Origin of the sequence: Micromonospora kangleipakensis (assembly GCF_004217615.1) — a bacterium.
GTDB lineage: Bacteria > Actinomycetota > Actinomycetes > Mycobacteriales > Micromonosporaceae > Micromonospora > Micromonospora kangleipakensis.
The window spans coordinates 999,068-1,015,755 of the sequence record NZ_SHLD01000001.1 but is presented as its reverse complement, the minus strand read 5'-3'; the positions used below and the strand labels follow the sequence as shown (position 1 = coordinate 1,015,755).

At 73.9% G+C, this 16,688-nt stretch carries 9 protein-coding genes; 3 read left to right on the top strand and 6 right to left on the bottom strand.

Going from position 1 to position 16,688, the window contains the following annotated elements:
• Nucleotides 1–41 precede the first annotated feature (41 nt).
• Nucleotides 42–1,571, top strand: a complete 1,530-nt coding sequence (locus tag EV384_RS04890) for a N,N-dimethylformamidase beta subunit family domain-containing protein (RefSeq protein ID WP_130330526.1) — start codon at nucleotides 42–44, stop codon at nucleotides 1,569–1,571.
• Between the two features lie 52 nt (nucleotides 1,572–1,623).
• Here EV384_RS04890 and EV384_RS04885 read toward each other — a convergent pair whose 3' ends face one another.
• The 6 genes from EV384_RS04885 to EV384_RS04855 all read right to left on the bottom strand — a co-directional run bounded on the left by EV384_RS04885 (nucleotide 1,624) and on the right by EV384_RS04855 (nucleotide 13,525).
• Entirely contained in the window at nucleotides 1,624–6,690 is a 5,067-nt protein-coding gene (locus EV384_RS04885) for a DNA repair ATPase (protein WP_242623944.1), read from the bottom strand.
• A complete protein-coding gene (locus EV384_RS04880) occupies nucleotides 6,683–8,704 on the bottom strand; it encodes a flotillin family protein (RefSeq protein ID WP_130330524.1) in 2,022 nt (673 codons plus the stop codon). The genes EV384_RS04885 and EV384_RS04880 overlap by 8 nt, the downstream gene beginning before the upstream one ends.
• Nucleotides 8,705–8,874: 170 nt before the next feature.
• The gene (locus tag EV384_RS04875) at nucleotides 8,875–9,513 is read right to left on the bottom strand and encodes a hypothetical protein (RefSeq protein ID WP_130330522.1); all 639 of its coding nucleotides are present in this window, start codon (nucleotides 9,511–9,513) and stop codon (nucleotides 8,875–8,877) included.
• Nucleotides 9,514–9,677: 164 nt separating this feature from the next.
• Entirely contained in the window at nucleotides 9,678–10,928 is a 1,251-nt protein-coding gene (gene purD, locus EV384_RS04870) for a phosphoribosylamine--glycine ligase (protein WP_130330520.1), read from the bottom strand.
• An 84-nt stretch (nucleotides 10,929–11,012) separates the two neighbouring features.
• On the bottom strand, nucleotides 11,013–11,921 hold the full coding sequence (locus EV384_RS04865) for a type IV toxin-antitoxin system AbiEi family antitoxin domain-containing protein (RefSeq protein WP_242623943.1): 909 nt from the start codon (nucleotides 11,919–11,921) through the stop codon (nucleotides 11,013–11,015).
• A gap of 314 nt (nucleotides 11,922–12,235) precedes the next feature.
• Nucleotides 12,236–13,525: an adenylosuccinate synthase gene (locus tag EV384_RS04855; RefSeq protein ID WP_130330516.1), complete on the bottom strand. Its 1,290-nt coding sequence runs from the start codon at nucleotides 13,523–13,525 to the stop codon at nucleotides 12,236–12,238.
• A gap of 124 nt (nucleotides 13,526–13,649) precedes the next feature.
• On the opposite strand from EV384_RS04855, the gene EV384_RS04850 reads away from it, so the two are divergent.
• Complete coding sequence (locus tag EV384_RS04850) at nucleotides 13,650–14,648, top strand: diacylglycerol kinase family protein (RefSeq protein WP_130330514.1); 999 nt, start codon at nucleotides 13,650–13,652, stop codon at nucleotides 14,646–14,648.
• A 74-nt stretch (nucleotides 14,649–14,722) separates the two neighbouring features.
• Entirely contained in the window at nucleotides 14,723–16,672 is a 1,950-nt protein-coding gene (locus tag EV384_RS04845) for a chromosome partitioning protein (RefSeq protein ID WP_130330512.1), read from the top strand.
• Nucleotides 16,673–16,688 lie beyond the last annotated feature (16 nt).

Here is a 16,688-nt window from a genome sequence, read left to right as displayed (position 1 = left end):
GTCCCGGCAGGTCCCTGCTCACTCGTTCCAGGAGCTGCTCGATGGTCCATCTCCGCCGGCGCTGGGCACTCGGTCTCCTCGCCGGCGGCGTCTCCGCCGCGGCGCTCGGCAGCATCCAACCGTTTCTCGGCCGCCGCCGCGGCGGAATGCTGGTCCGCCGGCAGCCGCCCCCGGTCGAGGTGGAGAACCGCGCGGCCGGCACGCCCTGGTGGCCGGAGGACGGCCCCCGGGCCGCGGACGACCGGCACCGCCAGATCCAGGGGTACGCCTCGGCCACCAGCGTCGCCCCCGGCGAGTCGATCGACTTCCACGTCGCGGTCAACCCGGCCGGCCGGTACCGGATCTCGATCCACCGGCTCGGCTGGTACGACGGCGCGGGCGCCCGCACGGTGCTGACCAGCCCGGAGTTCGACGGCGTGCCGCAGCCGGTGCCGCCGGCCGACCCGGCGACCGGGGCCATCGCCTGCCGCTGGCCGGTCTCCTGGACGCTCCGGGTGCCGGACGACTGGGCCTCCGGCCTCTACCAGGCGGTCTTCACCTCGGCGGACGGCTGGCGCGCCTGCACCCCGTTCGTGGTCCGGGACGACCGGCGGGCCGCCGCGCTCTGCGTGGTCCTGCCGGTCACCACCTGGCAGGCGTACAACCAGTGGCCACTGGACGGGCGGACGGGCAAGAGCCTCTACAACGGCTTCGCGGCGACCGGCCGCCGGGATCCGGCGGTCCGCGCGCGCGAGGTCTCCTTCGACCGCCCGTACGCGGACGACGGCATCGCCATCCAGCTCACCCGCGACCACGACGCCATCCAGTGGCTGGAGCGCAACGGCTACGACGTCAGCTACGCGACGAGCTTCGACCTGCACTCCGGGCGGCTCGACCCGATCCGGCACCGGGGCATCGTCTTCGCGGGGCACGACGAGTACTGGTCGGTGCAGATGCGCCGGGCCGCGGGGCGGGCGGTGGCCGCCGGTCACAGCCTCGCCTTCCTCGGCGCCAACAGCGTCTACTGGCACATCCGGGTCCGCCCCACCGCCGACGGCCGCCCCGAACGGGTGGTCGCCTGCGCCAAGACCAACCCCGACCCGGGCCAGGACGCCGCTGGCCCGACGGTCAAGTGGCGCAGCCTCGGGCAGCCCGAACAGGCGCTCGTCGGCGTGCAGTACAACGGCATCGTCGGCGACCCGCAGCCGCTGGTGGTGCAGGGCGCGGACCACTGGTTCTGGGCCGGCACCGGGCTGGCCGACGGCGACCGGATCCCCGGGGTGGTCGGCGGCGAGGCGGACGGCCTCAACCCGAAAGGGCCGCGGCCCGCCGCCACCGCCACCCTGCTCAGCGCCTCGCCGTACCGGACGCGAGAGGGCGGGCAGCAGGTGCAGAACACCCACCTGTACGAGACACCGCAGGGCGCAATCGTCTTCGCCGCCGGCACGCTCTGCTGGACGATGGCTCTCAACCGCCCGGGGCACCGGGACGAGCGGATCGAGCGGGCCACCGCCAACCTGCTGGACCGGATGACCGGACGGTCCGGCGCGTCGACGGGCCCGGCGGGTCCGGCGGTGGGGGCCCAGGGCTGACGGGTCGGCGGCGGGGCGGCCCGGCGTACCGGAAGCCGCCCCGCCGCCGGCGTCAGGCCCGGTCGGCGGCGCGGCCGATCGCCGCCGCCACCCCGCCGACCCGGTCGGCGAGCAGGCCGAGCGCGCCCACCGCCCGGTCCACCGGGTCGTCGGAGGCGCCGCCGAGCGCGCGGGCCCGCAGGTAGCCGGCCTTCACCTCGGCCCACCGCCGGGCCTGCTCGGCCGTGAGCCGGCCACGCAGCTCGGCCAGCTTCAGCAGGTTCGCCTCGGCACCCGAGGCGAGGGTCTGCGCCTCGCCGAGGTAGTGGTCGTCGATGACCGCCTCCAGCTCCTCGTCGCTGAGCACCGGGACGATCCGTTCGGCCAGCTTGTTCATGTTCCGGTACGACCCCTGCAGCTGGAAGGGCGGCTCGGTGCGGGACGCGTCGGACTGCGCCGCCGAGGCGATGTACGCCTGGTTGTTGGCGAGCACGACCTGCTGCAGCCGCAGCAGCTTGCGCAGCACCGAGACGATCTGCTCCAGCTCCACGGGCGAGTACGGGTGGGAGAGCTGGTCGGCCCGGACCGACTCGTCGCCCCGCGCCATCCGGACCAGCAGCTCGACGTCGCCGCGGTCGCGGCCGGAGAGCGGCGCCAGCACCGCGTTCGAGGTGAGCGCGTTCTCGATGTAGCTGAGCGCGAAGACCTCCTCCCGGCCGGAGAGCACGTCCCCGAGGTTCCACACGTCGGCCCGGTTGGCCAGCATGTCCGGCACCCGGAACCGCTGCCCCGACTCGGTGTACGGGTTGCCCGCCATGCACACCGCGAACCGCTTGCCCCGCAGGTCGTAGGTGCGGGTCCGGCCCTCCCAGACGCCCTCCATCCGGCGCTGCCCGTCGCAGAGCGAGATGAACTTCTGCAGCAGCTCCGGCGAGGTGTGCTGGATGTCGTCGAGATAGAGCAGGACGTTGTTGCCCAGCTCCAGGGCGAAGGAGATCTTCTCCACCTCCTGCCGGGCGGTCGCGTCGGGCGCGTCCGCCGGGTCGAGCGAGGTGACCCCCGAGCCCAGGGCCGGCCCGTTGACCTTGACGAAGACCAGGCCCAGCCGGCTGGCCACGTACTCCATCAGGGTGGTCTTCCCGTAGCCGGGCGGGGAGATCAACAGCAGCAGGCCGGACTGGTCGACCCGCTTGGCGTCGCCGGTCGCGCCGAGCTGACGGGCCAGGTTGTCGCCGATCAGCGGCAGGTAGACCTCGTCGAGCAGCCGGTTGCGGACGAACGCGCTCATCACCCGCGGCCGGTACTCCTCCAGCCGCAGCCGGTCCCGCTCGGCGGCGACCAGCGCGTTGCGCCGGCGCTGGTAGTCCCGGTACGCGGGCACCAGCTCGGTGCGGAACCGGCGGGTCCGGGCCAGCGTCTCGTCCAGTCGCAGGGTGAGCGCCGACCCGGCGATCCGGGGATGCGCGCCGAGCAGCCCGCCGACGGTCTCCGACATCTTCGCCGCCGCCTCGTGGCGCGGCAGGTCGGCGCCGCACAGCTCCACCGCGACCGCCTCCGGCAGGTCGTACCCGGAGAGCGTGCCGTCGTCGGTGGCGAGGAACGCCGTCAGCCACGCCTCGACCAGCTGGTGGCGGCCGGTCAGGTCGCCGTCGAGGGCCCGCAGGTCGGCGTCGAACTCCCGGGCTGAGCGGGACTGCGGGCCGCCGAGGGCGCGGCGGAACCGGTCCAGCATGGCCCGCGCCCCGGCGCCGGTGACGAAGCCCGCCGGTGGTCGGGACAGCTCCTCGAACAGGTACTCCCCGGCCAGGGCGGCCGCCGCGGCCGGCCCGGTCAGCCCGGCGTCGGCCAGGAAGCGGCCCACCTCGGCGGCCAGCTCGGCGTGCAGCCGGTCGATCGCGTCCCCCGCCTCGACCCGGTCGCCGTCCGACGCGGCGCCCCGGTCGGGGCGGCCGAAGCGGTCCCGGGCCCGGGCCAGCGAGGTGGCCCTGGCGGTCCAGCCGGCCCGGGCCGGCTCGGCCGCGCCGAACCGCCAGAAGAGCTGCGCGGCCGCCCGGGCGGCCGGCGGGTAGCGGAGCAGGCCCGCCCCGGCATGCAGGCGCAGCAACGCCCGCAGCAGCTCCGTGGCATCGTGGTCGTGTACGCCCCGCTCGTAGCCCTCGTCGTAGCGGGCCTCGGCGAACCGGCGGACCAGCTCGCGCAGCTCACCGGCGTCGGCCGCCGCCGCCCGCAGCCCGTCCAGGGTCAGCCGCTCCCGGCCCGCCTCGGCGGCGGTCAGGATCGACGTGGCCAGGTACTCCGCGCGGTACACCTCCGGCGACTCGGAGACCAGCAGCTGGTCCCAGAACCGGCGGGTCCGGGCGAACTCCTCGTCCCGGACCGGGGCGCGGTAGTCGGTGCCGGTCACCGCCACCGCCAGCCCGCCGTCGTGCGGCACCACGGTGACGTCGACCGGCTGGGTGTTCACCGCGAACCGGTGCCGGCCCAACCGGATCGTCTCGCCGCCGTCGGTATACAGGTCCAGGCGGTCGCGCAGGCCGCGACCGGCCTCCTGGCGCGCGGCCCGGATCCGGCCGTCCAGCTCCTCGGCCCGGACCGGGTCGCCGAGGGTACGCAGCTCGTCGACGACCGCGCGCAGCTTGCCCACCATCGGGTCCGCCGCGAAGTAGGTGTTGATCTCGTCCAGTGAGCCGAGCGTGCCGATCCGGCGCCGCACGCTGACCAGGATGCGCTCCGCCGACGAGACGAGCCGGTCGGCCCGCCGGGCCCGCTCGTCGAGCAGCGACTGCTTCCGGGAGGAGAACGCCTCGTAGATCTCGGTCCGCCGGGTCGCCAGCTCGGCGAGGAAGTCGTCGAACTCCCCGAACCGGGACTCCAGGTCCTCCACCCGCAACAGCAGCCGGCCGAGCTGCTCGTCGCAGCGCTCGGCGGTGTCCGCCGCCGCCAGCGCCCCGGTCACCGCCTGCCCGAGCAGCGCGAACTCGGCCGCGAAGCCGGCCCGGCCCTCCACCTCCAGCAGCTCCCGGCGGCGGTTGTCGAGCACCGCCCGGGCCCGGTTGACCGCGCCGAGCACCGCACCGACCCGGGTCAGGATCCCGGTGCGTACGGTCGCGTCGGCGATCTCCAGCCCGCCCACCACGTCGGTGATGGTCTGCAGGCCCTCGGCCCGCCCGGCCAGCTCGTCCCGGACCGCCCCGGCCTCGGCCACCGTGCCGATCGCGGCGCCCTGCCCGGCCAGCCGGTCCACCTCGGCCTGGTAACCGGTGAACGCGTCGTCCCGGCGCAGGAAGTCCACCGCCCGCCGGCCGGCGGCCGTCAACTCCTCGTCCAGCCGCGTCGCCAGCTCGTCGACCCGCCCGTGGTCGACGTACCGCAGCTCCCGCAGGGTCTCCAGGTGGCCGCGCGCCTGGCGCAGCCCGGCGAGCTGCCGCACCCAGTCGTCGGCGGTGAGCGGCGCCTCGCCGCGGGCCCGCCGGGCCAGCGAGGCGATCCGCTCCGCGCTCTCGTCCAGCGCGGTCCGCGCCTGCTCGCTGAGGGCGCGGACCTTCTCGTACTCGTCGAGGACCGCGACGGCGGTGCGCCGCAGCTCGGCCAGCGGCGCCAGCAGGTCGCCGAGGTCGGCCTCGCCGAGCCAGTGGTAGTGGTCGACGATCCGGGCGCAGGCCGCGATCAGCGCCTCGTAGACCCCGGTGGTGGCCGCGGCGCCGTCGACCATCCGGGCCACCGACAGGCAGTCGGAGATGCCCCGGACCAGGTCGGCGTTGCCGATCCGCTCCAGCGGGCCGGTGCCCGCCGGCTGGGCCGCCGCGTACGCGTCGGAGACGTACGGCGTCTGCCAGATCTGCATCGGGTGGACCCGGGTCGGCTCCTCGGAGGTCGCCCGGAACACCACCAGCGTGCCGTCGTCGAAGAGGGAGAAGCCGTGGCACGGGATCGGCGCCGCCACCTCCTTGCGGATGGCGTTGTACGGCAGCAGCAGCGAGCGGCCGTCGGCCCGGGCGTGGAAGACGTAGAGGACGTCCTCCCCGTTCGGGGAGCGGACCACCCGCTCGAACTCCAGCCCGGACACGTCGGTGTCGAAGGTGCGGGTGACCCCGGTGGCCAGGTGGTAGCCGCCCGGGAAGATGATGCCGTGGTCCTCGGGCAGCCGCTGGCAGGCCGGCCCGATGCCGTCGAGCCGGACCACCTCCCGGGTCAGCGTGTTGAAGACCAGGTGCCGCCACTCGGTCTCCTTGTACGGCCGCATCCGCAGCAGGATCAGCGGGCCGACCCGGGCCCAGCTCACGTCGGCGTCGGCCAGGCTCTGCAACGGCTCGGCCACCGGCTCGTCGTAGATGCCCTCGCCGACCTCGGTGTTGTTCTCCAGCTTGACGGTCAGCGTCCCGCCGACCGTCTCCACGAAGATCTCGTCGGCGATGGAGATGTGCGGGTGCCGGCCGAGGACGTGGTCCTCCCGGGTCGTCTCGATCCACTCGAAGTCGTGCGAGGGCGGGAAGACGTGGTCCCGCTCGCCCCGGTTGTCCAGGTACCCGACGCCGCCGTCGGCGTCGAGCCGCCAGCGCAGCACCCGGATGTCGTCGGTCCGCGGGCCGGTCTGGAACACCGCCAGCAACCGCCCGTCGAGCCGCCGAAGGTGCAGCAGCCGGGTCTGCCGGTAGTAGCGGTACAGCTCCGCGAAGTCGCGCTGGAAAACCGGGTCACGCAGCAGACCGGGCAGCTCGTCCGAGCCGGCCCGGTCGAACCGGAACGTGTCGGCGCCGCCTCCGTCGCCGGCGGCGCCGCGCTCCCGCTCGAAGCGGTGCAGCGAGAAGACGTCGTCGATCGTCGTCTCCGGCTTCAGTCCGATGAAGACGTTGTAGCCGAAGAGCATCAACCCGCCGACCGGCACGATGTCCCGGGGCACGCAGTTGTTCCCGGTACGGATCCGCTCGGTGCTGAGCAGGCGCAGCTCGGTGCTGCCGAAGACCTCCAGCCGGCGGGCGTTCAGCCGCTCCGCCCGCCGGGCCAGCTCGCCGGCCTGCCCGACGAGCCGGTTCCGCAGCACCTCGTAGCTGCCCGCGTCCAGCCCGGCCGGGCCGCCCGCGTCCGCCCCGGTCGGCCCGGCCGCGTTCCCGCCGGTCGAACCGGGCACCGGCTCACTCACCGGCGCGCTGCCGCGGACCGGCCAGGGCAGCCAGCGGGGTGTCGGCCACGCCGAGGCGCTGCGCGGCGTTCAGCAACTCCTGGAGCTTGCCCTTGTCCGCGCCGCCGGCCCGCATCTGCTGCATCAGGAAGGCGGAGAGGGTCAGGTTCTGCACGTCACCGGTGTTCACCGAGCCGAGGATCCGGGTCAGGTCGTCGGTGAAGCTGGCGGTGCCGTCCAGCCACGGCTGGGTGAGCCCACGGGCCACCTCGGAGTGCGCGACGAAGCCGTCCACGCTCTTGCCGAACGAGATCGAGCTGAGCAGCCGGTCGAAGAAGACGCTGTCCCCGCCGACGATGTCGATGTTCGCCTTCTCCAGGCCGGTGGAGATCAGCCTCGCCTGCGCCTCGGCGACCTGCCGCTGCGCGTCCAGCCCGGCGAGCCGGACCTCCTTCTCCAGCTCCAGCCGGAGCCGGTACTCCTCGTGCTGGCGGGTGGCGTCGTCCAGCGCGGCCATCGCCGCGGCCTTGTCGGTGAGGCCCTCGGCCTCGCCCTTCAGCTTCTCGCGCACCGCCTCCGCGGCCAGCAGGGCCTTGTCGCGCTCGACGGCGACCTCCGCGCGGCCGACCTTCTCGATCGCCTCGGCGCCCCGCTCGCGGACCTGCACCTCGGCCAGGCCGACGGCCGCCGCCTCGGCCTGGAGGCCCTCGGCCAGCCGGATCTTCGCCCGGGTGTCCAGCTCGGCGGCCTGCTGCCGGGCCTCGGCGAGGACCAGCTCCTCACGCGCCTTGAACTTCGCCGCCGCCTCGGCGGCCTCCGCCGCCTTGATGTCCTTGACCAGGTTCTCCTGCGCCTCGGCCTCGGCCTGGATGACCACCGCCTGACGGGTTCGTTCGGCCTCCTCGACCACCCGCAGCCGCTTGATGTTCTCCTCCTGCTCGGCGACGGTCTTGTCGACCGCGATCCGCTCCCGGACGACCTCGGCGATGGCCCGCTTCTCCGCCTCGACCTCCTTGTCCTTGGCGATCGTGCTGAGCTCCGTCTCCCGCTGCCGCCCGATGACCTCGAGCAGCCGGTCCTTCTCGATCCGCTCGGTCTCGATCGCGATGACCCGCTCCCGGTTCTTCTCGGCGACCGCGATCTCCCGGGTCCGGTTCTCGTGCTGGACGCCCAACTGCTCGTCGGTACGGATGTTCGCCGTCTCCGCCCGCAGCCGCTCCTCCGCCCGGACCCGGGTGATCTCGGCCTCCTCGCGGGCCCGCACCGTCTCGATCTCACGCCGCTGCTTGGCCTCGGCGTCCGCCTGCCGCCGCTCCAGCTCCAGGATCGCCTCCCGGGCGTCGACGTTCTGCCGGGTGATCTCCTTCTCCTCGCTGCGCTGGAACTCGTTGGTCCGCACGTGTTCGATCGCGGTCAGCTCGGTGATCTTCCGGATGCCCTGGGCGTCCAGGATGTTCTTGGCGTCCAGCTGGGACATCGGGGTCTGCTCGAGAAAGTCGATCGCCGCGTCCTCCAGGCTGTAGCCGTTGAGGTCGGTGCCGATCACCCGGATGATCTGGTCGCGGAACTCGTCGCGCTTGGTGTAGAGATCGACGAAGTCGAGCTGCTTGCCGACCGTCTTCAGCGCCTCCGAGAACTTGGCGTTGAAGAGCTCCTGGAGGGTCTCCCGGTCGCTGGCCCGGGCGGTGCCGATGGCCTGCGCCACCTTGATGACGTCCTCGGTGGTCTTGTTGACCCGGACGAAGAAGGTGATCCGGATGTCGGCCCGGATGTTGTCCCGACAGATCAGACCCTCGTTGCCGGTCCGCTCGATGTCGATGGTCTTCACCGAGATGTCCATGATCTCGGCCTTGTGCAGCACCGGCAGGACGACCGCCCCGGTGAACGTGACGTCGACCCGGCGGACCTTGGAGACGATCAACGCCTTGCCCTGCTCCACCTTGCGGAACAGGCGGCTGACCAGGAGGACCACGCCGAGGGCGACGAGCAGGAGGACGGCGAGCAGTACGCCGATCCCGGTGGTGAGGACATCCATGGCTGAGCGCGCGGTGCCGGTCCGGTGGTGCGGGCGGACCGGTGGGTGCCGCGCATCCTCCTTTCGATAAGGGTGCGGTGGCAGCGTGGGACGAACCGGCGGCGGGGTGACCGGCCGGTCGAGGCTGAGAGGGGTGACCCGCCGTCGCGGGAGAGGGTCACCGACGGCGGTTACATCGGTGCGTGACGCGAAGGATCAGGGTCGAAGGCGATGCCGGCGGGCATGACCCAGAAGAACTCGCCCTCGACGTCGTAGTCGTAGATCAGCGCGGAGCTACCGGCGCGCAGTGGCTCGGCGCCGGGCTGGCGGACCTGGACGATCGCGGAGGAGCCGTCCGCCGCCGTCACCTCCGCCTGCCCGAAGTCGGCGGTCACCCGTCCGGTGCGGATGGTGCAGAGGCTGCCGACGAAGGCGTGCCGGCTGGCCTCCGTACCGGAGGGGAAGAGGCGGTTCAGCGGCACGGCGACCAGCCGGGTCACCAGCCAGGCGCCGAGCAGGCCCACCAGCAGCACCCCCATCGACAGGGCGACCCGGGCGCCGACACCGAGGCCGAGCCCGTCGAGCAGCACGGTGCCGGCCAGGCTGACGAACCAGGCCACCGCGACGAGCAGGGAGAACACGATGGCGGCAGGCAGCCCGCCCAGCCCGAGGCCGGCCAGGAAACCACCCGGCGCGCCATCGACGTCGAGGTCGTCGCCGAGGTCCAGCACGCCCGTCAGCACCAGCAGCCAGTAGCCGACGACCACCAGCAGCAGGAAGCTGAACAGCACGGTGGGGAAGCTGAGCGCCGTATCCAGAAACCCGGCCACCGCGAACCCCCTCCCCGTCACCGGCGAGGCCTCACCCCCGACCGGCAGGGTCGATCGTGACACGGGGTGTCAACGACGGACGGCCGCCGAACGGTTGGTTTCGCGTCGGCCCGACCGGCCGGCCCGACCTGCGGAACCGACCGGCCCGGCGGGCCGCGGCGGGGTCAGCGCGGCAGGGTGATCCGGCCCGCCACCGCGGCGGCGGCGATGTCGGTGCGGTGGTGCGAGCCGGCCAGCTCGATGCCGCGTACCAGGGCGTAGGCGGCCTCCCGCGCGGCGGCCAGGTCGGGGCCGGTGGCCGTACCGGAGAGGACCCGGCCGCCGGCGGAGAGCAACGCGCCGTCGGAGGCCCGGCGGGCGGTGCCGGCGTGGATGACCCCCGGGCGGTCCGCGCCGGTGATCACGTCGCCGGTACGCGGCGCGGCCGGGTAGCCGTCGGCGGCCACGACCACGGTGACCGCCCCGCCGTCCCGCCAGCGCAACGGCGGGTGCGCGGCCAGCGTGCCGGTGGCGGCGGCGTGCAGCAGCCCGGCGAGCGGCGTCTCCAGCAGCGCCAGGACGACCTGGGTCTCCGGGTCGCCGAACCGGGCGTTGAACTCGATCACCCGCGGCCCGGCGGCGGTGATCGCCAGCCCGACGTAGAGCAGCCCGGCGAAGGGCGTGCCCCGGCGGCGCATCTCCGCCAGCGTCGGGTGCACCACGTCGCGCATCACCTCGTCGACCAGGCTGGGCGGCGCCCAGGGCAGCGGCGCGTACGCCCCCATGCCACCGGTGTTCGGGCCGGTGTCGCCGTCGCCGGCCCGCTTGAAGTCCTGCGCGGGCAGCAGCGGCAGCGCCGCCTCGCCGTCGGTGACCACGAAGAGCGAGACCTCGGGGCCGGCGAGGTACTCCTCGATCACCACCCGGCCGCACTCCCCGGCGTGCTGGAGCGCCACGGACCGGTCCTCAGTGACGACGACGCCCTTGCCAGCGGCCAGGCCGTCGTTCTTCACCACGTACGGCGGGCCGAACTCGTCCAGCGCCCGGCCGGCGCTCTCGGCGTCGGCGCAGGTGAAGGCGCGGGCGGTGGGCACACCGGCGGCGAGCATGACGTCCTTCGCGAACGCCTTGGAGCCCTCCAGCCGGGCCGCCTCCGCCGACGGGCCGAACGCGGGGATGCCCTTGGCGCGTACCGCGTCCGCGACGCCGGCCACCAGCGGCGCCTCCGGTCCGATCACCACCAGGTCGGCGCCGACCTCGACCGCGAGCCCCGCGACGGCCGCCGGATCGGTCGCCTCGACCGCCCGCAGCTCCGCCACCCCGGCGATCCCCGGATTACCCGGCGCCGCGATCAGCGCCTCGACGGAAGGATCCCCGGCCAACCCGAGCGCGAGCGCATGCTCCCGCCCGCCACCACCCACAAGAAGAACCCGCACGACCCCGCATCCTACTGACCCCACCCCCGCCCCCGTTGATCATGAAGTTGTTGTCCCGAAACGCCACGGCGACGGGCAACAGCTTCATGATCGACGCGGTCTGGCGGCGGCGATGGCTTGGCCGACGACCCAGGGGATGTAGTCGGGGCGGAGGGTGTCGGACCAGGTGAAGCGGAGGACGGTCCAGCCCGCGTTGAGCAGGCGGTTCTGGCGGTGGCGGTCGGTGAAGAGGGCGGCGGGGTTGCCGTGCGGAGCGCGACCGTCGGCCTCGGCGATGATCCGCGCGACACGCCAGCCCATGTCGCCGATGCCCACCAGGTAGCCGTCGTGGTCGCGGACCTCCAGTTGCAGGGCGTCCGGTGGGACCTTCCCGTCGACGCAGCGCAGCCGGGTGCGCGTCTCCAGCGGGGACTGCGCGAGACCGTTCGCCTCCGCGAGATATCCCCGGGCGGCAACCGCGCCTCGTCGGCCTCTGAGCAGCGACGGCACCCGCTCCAGTCCAGCGGTGGAAACCAGCCCTCGATTCAGCGCGGAATCAAGCAGGGAGACCGCGGTGTACCGATCCTCGCGAAGGAGGAGATCGGAGACAGTGCGCAGCGGCTCGGTGGCCATGATGCCGGCCACCCGCCCGAACTGGACCGGCGCGATCACCAGCTGATGGACCACCACTTCGGGGTGGGCCGCCCGGGCCGGGCGCGCGGCCGGCCCGGGCACCGAGAGGTGGATCGAATCGCTCGGACGCAGCCCCTCGATGCCGTACAGCTCGGCCGCCGTGCCGAGCACCACGGCTGCGCCCGGACCGAACGACGCCACCGCGGCCCGGATGCGTGCCCGCCGAGGAACACCGTCATAGAGGTCGGCGTCGACGAGGTAACCGCCCCGGGCGAGGGCCCGCCAGCGGCCGGCCCGGCACAACCGATGCACGTCGTGCACGCTGAAACCGGCAGCGCGCGCCTGCGCCAACGTCACCACACCGTCGCGGGTGGCGGCCACCCGACGCACGATCGCGAGAGCATCCACATCCGTCGACGATCCGCCCCACCGAACCCCGGCGAAACCCCCTGTGGACAACCACCCGCACCCTGTGGACAACCGGGTCCGGTTGATCATGAAGTTATTGCCGGCGCTACCGGCGTGTCACACCAATAACTTCATGATCAACGCGGAGACCGCGGAGACCGCGGAGACCGCGGAGACCGCGGAGACCGCGGAGACCGCGGAGACCGCGGAGACCGCGGAGACCGCGGAGACCGCGGAGACCGCGGAGACCGCGGAGACCGCGGAGACCGCGGAGATCGCGGGTGGGGTCAGGGGAGGAGGGGGTGGCGGACCACGTTTTCTTCGCGGCCGGGGCCTACGCCGATGACGCTGACGCGGGTGCCGGTTAGTTCTTCGATTCGGGCGATGTAGCGTCTCGCGTTTTCGGGGAGTTCGTCTTCGGTGCGGGCCTTGGTGATGTCTTCCCACCAGCCGTCGAGCTCTTCGTAGATCGGGGTGGCGTGGTGGAAGTCGGTCTGGGTCATCGGCATGTCGTCGACGCGCTCACCGTTGATCTCGTACCCGACGCAGATCGGCACCTTGGGCAGGCCGGTGAGCACGTCCAGCTTGGTGACCACCAGGTCGGTGACGCCGTTGAGGCGGGACGCGTACCGGGCGACGACGGCGTCGAACCAGCCGCAGCGGCGCTCCCGGCCGGTGGTGGTGCCGTACTCGTGGCCGACCTTGCGCAGGTGCTGGCCGTTGTCGTCGAAGAGTTCGGTCGGGAACGGGCCGGCGCCCACCCGGGTGGTGTACGCCTTGCTGACCGCGATGACCCTGGTGATCGCGGTCGGCGGGATGCCGGCGCCCACGCACGCCCCGCCGGCCGTCGGGTTCGACGAGGTGACGAAGGGGTACGTGCCGTGGTCCATGTCGAGCATGGTGGCCTGGGCGCCCTCCAGCAGCACGGTCTCGCCGCGGTCCAGCGCGTCCCAGAGCATCACCCGGGTCTCCGCGATGTACGGCTTGAGCCGCTCGGCGTACCCGAGGTACTCCTCGATCGTCGCGTCGACGTCGATCGCCTTGCGGTTGTAGACCTTGAACAGCAGCTGGTTCTTCTCGCGCAGCGCCAGCTCCAGCTTCTTGCGCAGGATGCCCGGGTCGAGCAGGTCCTGCAGCCGGATGCCCATCCGGGCGACCTTGTCGCCGTATGCCGGGCCGATGCCGCGGCCGGTGGTGCCGATCCGGGCGGAGCCGAGGTAGCGCTCGACGACCCGGTCCAGCGCCCGGTGGTGCGGCATGATCAGGTGCGCGTCGCCGGAGATGCGCAGCCGGGAGACGTCCACGCCCCGCTCGGCGAGGCCGTCGATCTCCTGCAGCAGCACCTTCGGGTCGACCACCACGCCGTTGCCGATGATGATCATCGCGCTGGGCGAGAGCGCGCCCGACGGCATGAGATGCAACGCGTACTTCTGGCCGTCCGGGGTGATCACCGTGTGGCCGGCGTTGTTACCGCCGGAGTAGCGCACCACGTAGTCGACCCGCTCACCAAGCAGGTCGGTAACCTTGCCCTTGCCCTCGTCGCCCCACTGAGCGCCAAGGAGCACGATCGCTGGCATCTTTTCCGCCTCCAGAAGGCTCGGGTGCCAGGTGGCGACCGGTTGGCGAGCCCGGGGTGTCAGGCTAACAAGTAGTGACGGCGCGGCTGGCAGGGGTCGCGGCGAGAGGCAGGAGGCTCGGCCGGTGTACGACGTGGTGCTGCTCACCCTCGGCTCGGAGCGGGACGCTCCCGGTGGGGGCTGCGGCAGCGGTGGAGCCTGCTGCGGTGGCGCCGACGAGGCCGCCGGGGAGAAGACCGAGGAGCGCTGCGAGACGCCGCGCGTACCGGTGCTGGCCTGCGCGGACGCGCTGACCGCCCGGGGGGCCCGGGTGGAGATGGTCACCGCCCGCTCGGACGCGGAGGTCGACGAGGTGCTGGCCCGGCTCGACGGCCCGCCGCGCTCCGACGGCCTGACCTGGCCGGACCCGGATTCGAAGACCCGCCTGGTGGTCGCCACGGCCAGTGACGGTCAGTTGCGCGCCGTCGTGCGCCGGCTCGTCCGGCGGTACGCCCCGCCGCCCAGTCGCCGCCCCGCCGACCTGCCCGCGAACCGGACCGTGCCGGACCTGCCGACGGTCGGCGTACTCCCGTTGGATCCGGCCCGGAGCGGCACGCACCGCGACCTGGCCGCGCAGCTCGGGCTGCCCCGCGACCCGGCGGCGGTGGCCGCGGCGGTGCTGGACGGCAGCGCCCGGCGGCTCGACCTGCTCCGCAACGACGGCGGCTCGGTGACCCTGGACGGCGCGCTGCTCGGCGCGGCCGACGACGCCGGCCGGCCGCTGCACTGGCGGGCCCGGGTCGAGGTGGACGACGCCGTCCTCTCCGACGGCGACGAGCCGATCATGGCCTGCGCGGTCGGCAACGCCGGCGGGTACGCGCGCCTCGACGACGTGGCGCTGCTGGCCGACCCGGACCCGACCGACGGCCGGGTCGAGGTGGCGGTGGCCGTTCCCGTGGTGACCCGGACGGCGTTGGGCCGGAAGCGGGTACGGCTGGAGGTGCGCCGGGCCCGGGGTCGCGCCGTGGCGGTCGTCCCGCGCGACGAGAAGGTGCCCTTCCTCGACGACGGCGTCGAGGGCGAGCTGAGCCGGAAGCGGTCCTGGTGGATCGAGCCGGGCGCCTGGGCGGTCTGGACGGTCTGACCCCCCGTCGATCCGTGGGCGGGCCCCGGGAAATCCGGACGGCCTATCCTCGGCGGGAGGAATGGGGAGGAACCGTGGTGCACGAGTACGCCGACCGGGCCCACGTGCCGGGCCAACAGCCGGTGCCCGAGCGGGACATCGAACCGCTCTGGCCGCTGGACCCGACCGAGCCGGTGGCCGCCCAGCCGTGGGCGGTGCCGACCCAGCCCGCCGCACCCGCCCGGCCCACCCCGCCGCCGCCGCCGAACGGAAACACGCCGGCTCCCGCCGGTGAATCCGCGCCCGCCGGCTGGGCGTTGACCGCGCCGCCCGGCGCGGGCGCCTGGCCACCCGCCCCGGCCTGGGCGCCGCAGCAGCCCGCCGGTCAGGCCGCCGCTCGACCGGACCTGGGCGAATCCGGGCCCGTCCCCGACGGCGGGACGCCCGGGCCGCGCGGCACGCCACCGGCGGTCGACCTGGACCTGCCGTTCACCCTCGACCAGCCCACGGCGACCGGACCCGGCATCCCGGCGACCTCCGGTGCCGACGCCGCCGGGAACCCGGCGACCGACGGCGGCCCGGCGACGGCCGCGCCCCGGAATTCGGGCGAGTCGCCCTGGGCCCAGCCGCCGCAGCGGCTGACCACCGCACTGACCGAGCCGCCCGCGACCGGGATCGGCCCGGCGGAGGCGGCCCCGACCCCGGTCGCCGGGGCCGACGGCGCCGCCCCTCCATCCGCCGCGGCGCCCCACCAGGAACAGCCCGACGAGGTGCCCGCCCCGCCCCGGCTCGGGCCGTTCCCGCCCGCGCCGGGCGTACCAGGCCACCGCCCCGACCAGCAGCCGCCGGCACCCGGACCGGTCCCGCCGTACGGCGACGGCACGACGTACCCGCCAACGCCGCCGTACGGTCAGCCCGGCTATCCCGGCACGTCCGCGTACCCGCCGCCGCAGGCGCCCGGGCCGACCCCGGCCGCCCCGCCCGGCTGGTACCCGCCGGCCTGGCCGCAGCAGGCCGGCACTGGGCCGCACCAGCCCGGCCCGCCGCCGCAGCAGCCGGTCCCGCCGCAGGCGACGCCCGTGGCGTACGCGGACCCGGCCTGGATGCCGGAGACCGGCGCGACCCCGACCGCCGAGGACTTCGCCCGCCGCCGGCAGGCCCGGCCGGTGGACCCGGTGGCCACCATGGGCGTCCGGGCCGTGGTCAACCGGATGGGGCTGGTCCGGCTCGCGCCCGGACGGCACGAGCAGGAGCTCAAGCGCGACATCGAGATGGTCCGTCGCAACTTCGGCGGGCTGCGGCAGGTGACGGTGGTCAACCCGAAGGGCGGCGCCGGGAAGACCGTGGCGATCCTGCTGCTCGCCATGACATTCGGGCAGAAGCGCGGCGGCTACGTGCTGGCCTGGGACAACAACGAGACCCAGGGCACCCTGGGGATGCGGGCCCAGCAGGACTTCCACTCCCGCACGGTCCGGGACATGCTGCGCGACCTGGGCCAGTTCCAGGGCGCGCACGGCCGGGTCGGCGACCTGTCGCAGTACGTCCGCTCGCAGGGCGAGGGGATGTTCGACGTGCTCGCCTCGGACGAGTCGGCCACCGGCGGGGAGATGCTGACGGCGGCCGCGTTCGCGGAGATCCGCGAGGTGGTCAGCCGCTTCTACAAGCTGATCTTCGTGGACACCGGGAACAACGTCCGGGCGCAGAACTGGCAGGCCGCGATGGACGCCACCGACCAGTTGGTGGTCACCATGTCGGCCCGGAACGACTCGGCGGAGACCGCCGCCCGGATGCTCGACCACCTGGAGCAGAGCGGCCGGCAGCGGCTGGTCCGGCAGGCGGTGACGGTGGTGTCGATGCCGCCGTCCCGCAAGGAGATCGACCTGCCGGCGATCCAGGAGCACTTCGCCGCCCGGACCCGGGCCGTGCTGCTCGCGCCGTACGAGCGGCTGATCGACACCGGGGAGCCGATCCGGTACGGGCAGCTCTCCTCAGCTACCCGGGACGCCTGGTTGAAGATCGCCGCCGCGGTCGCCGAAGGGCTCTGAACAGGCACGACGGCCG

Coding starts and splice junctions, on each gene's coding strand:
- EV384_RS04890 (WP_130330526.1), top strand. CDS start 42: ATGGTCCATCTCCGCCGGCGCTGGGCACTCGGTCTCCTCGCCGGCGGC.
- EV384_RS04880 (WP_130330524.1), bottom strand. CDS start 8,704: ATGGATGTCCTCACCACCGGGATCGGCGTACTGCTCGCCGTCCTCCTG.
- EV384_RS04855 (WP_130330516.1), bottom strand. CDS start 13,525: ATGCCAGCGATCGTGCTCCTTGGCGCTCAGTGGGGCGACGAGGGCAAG.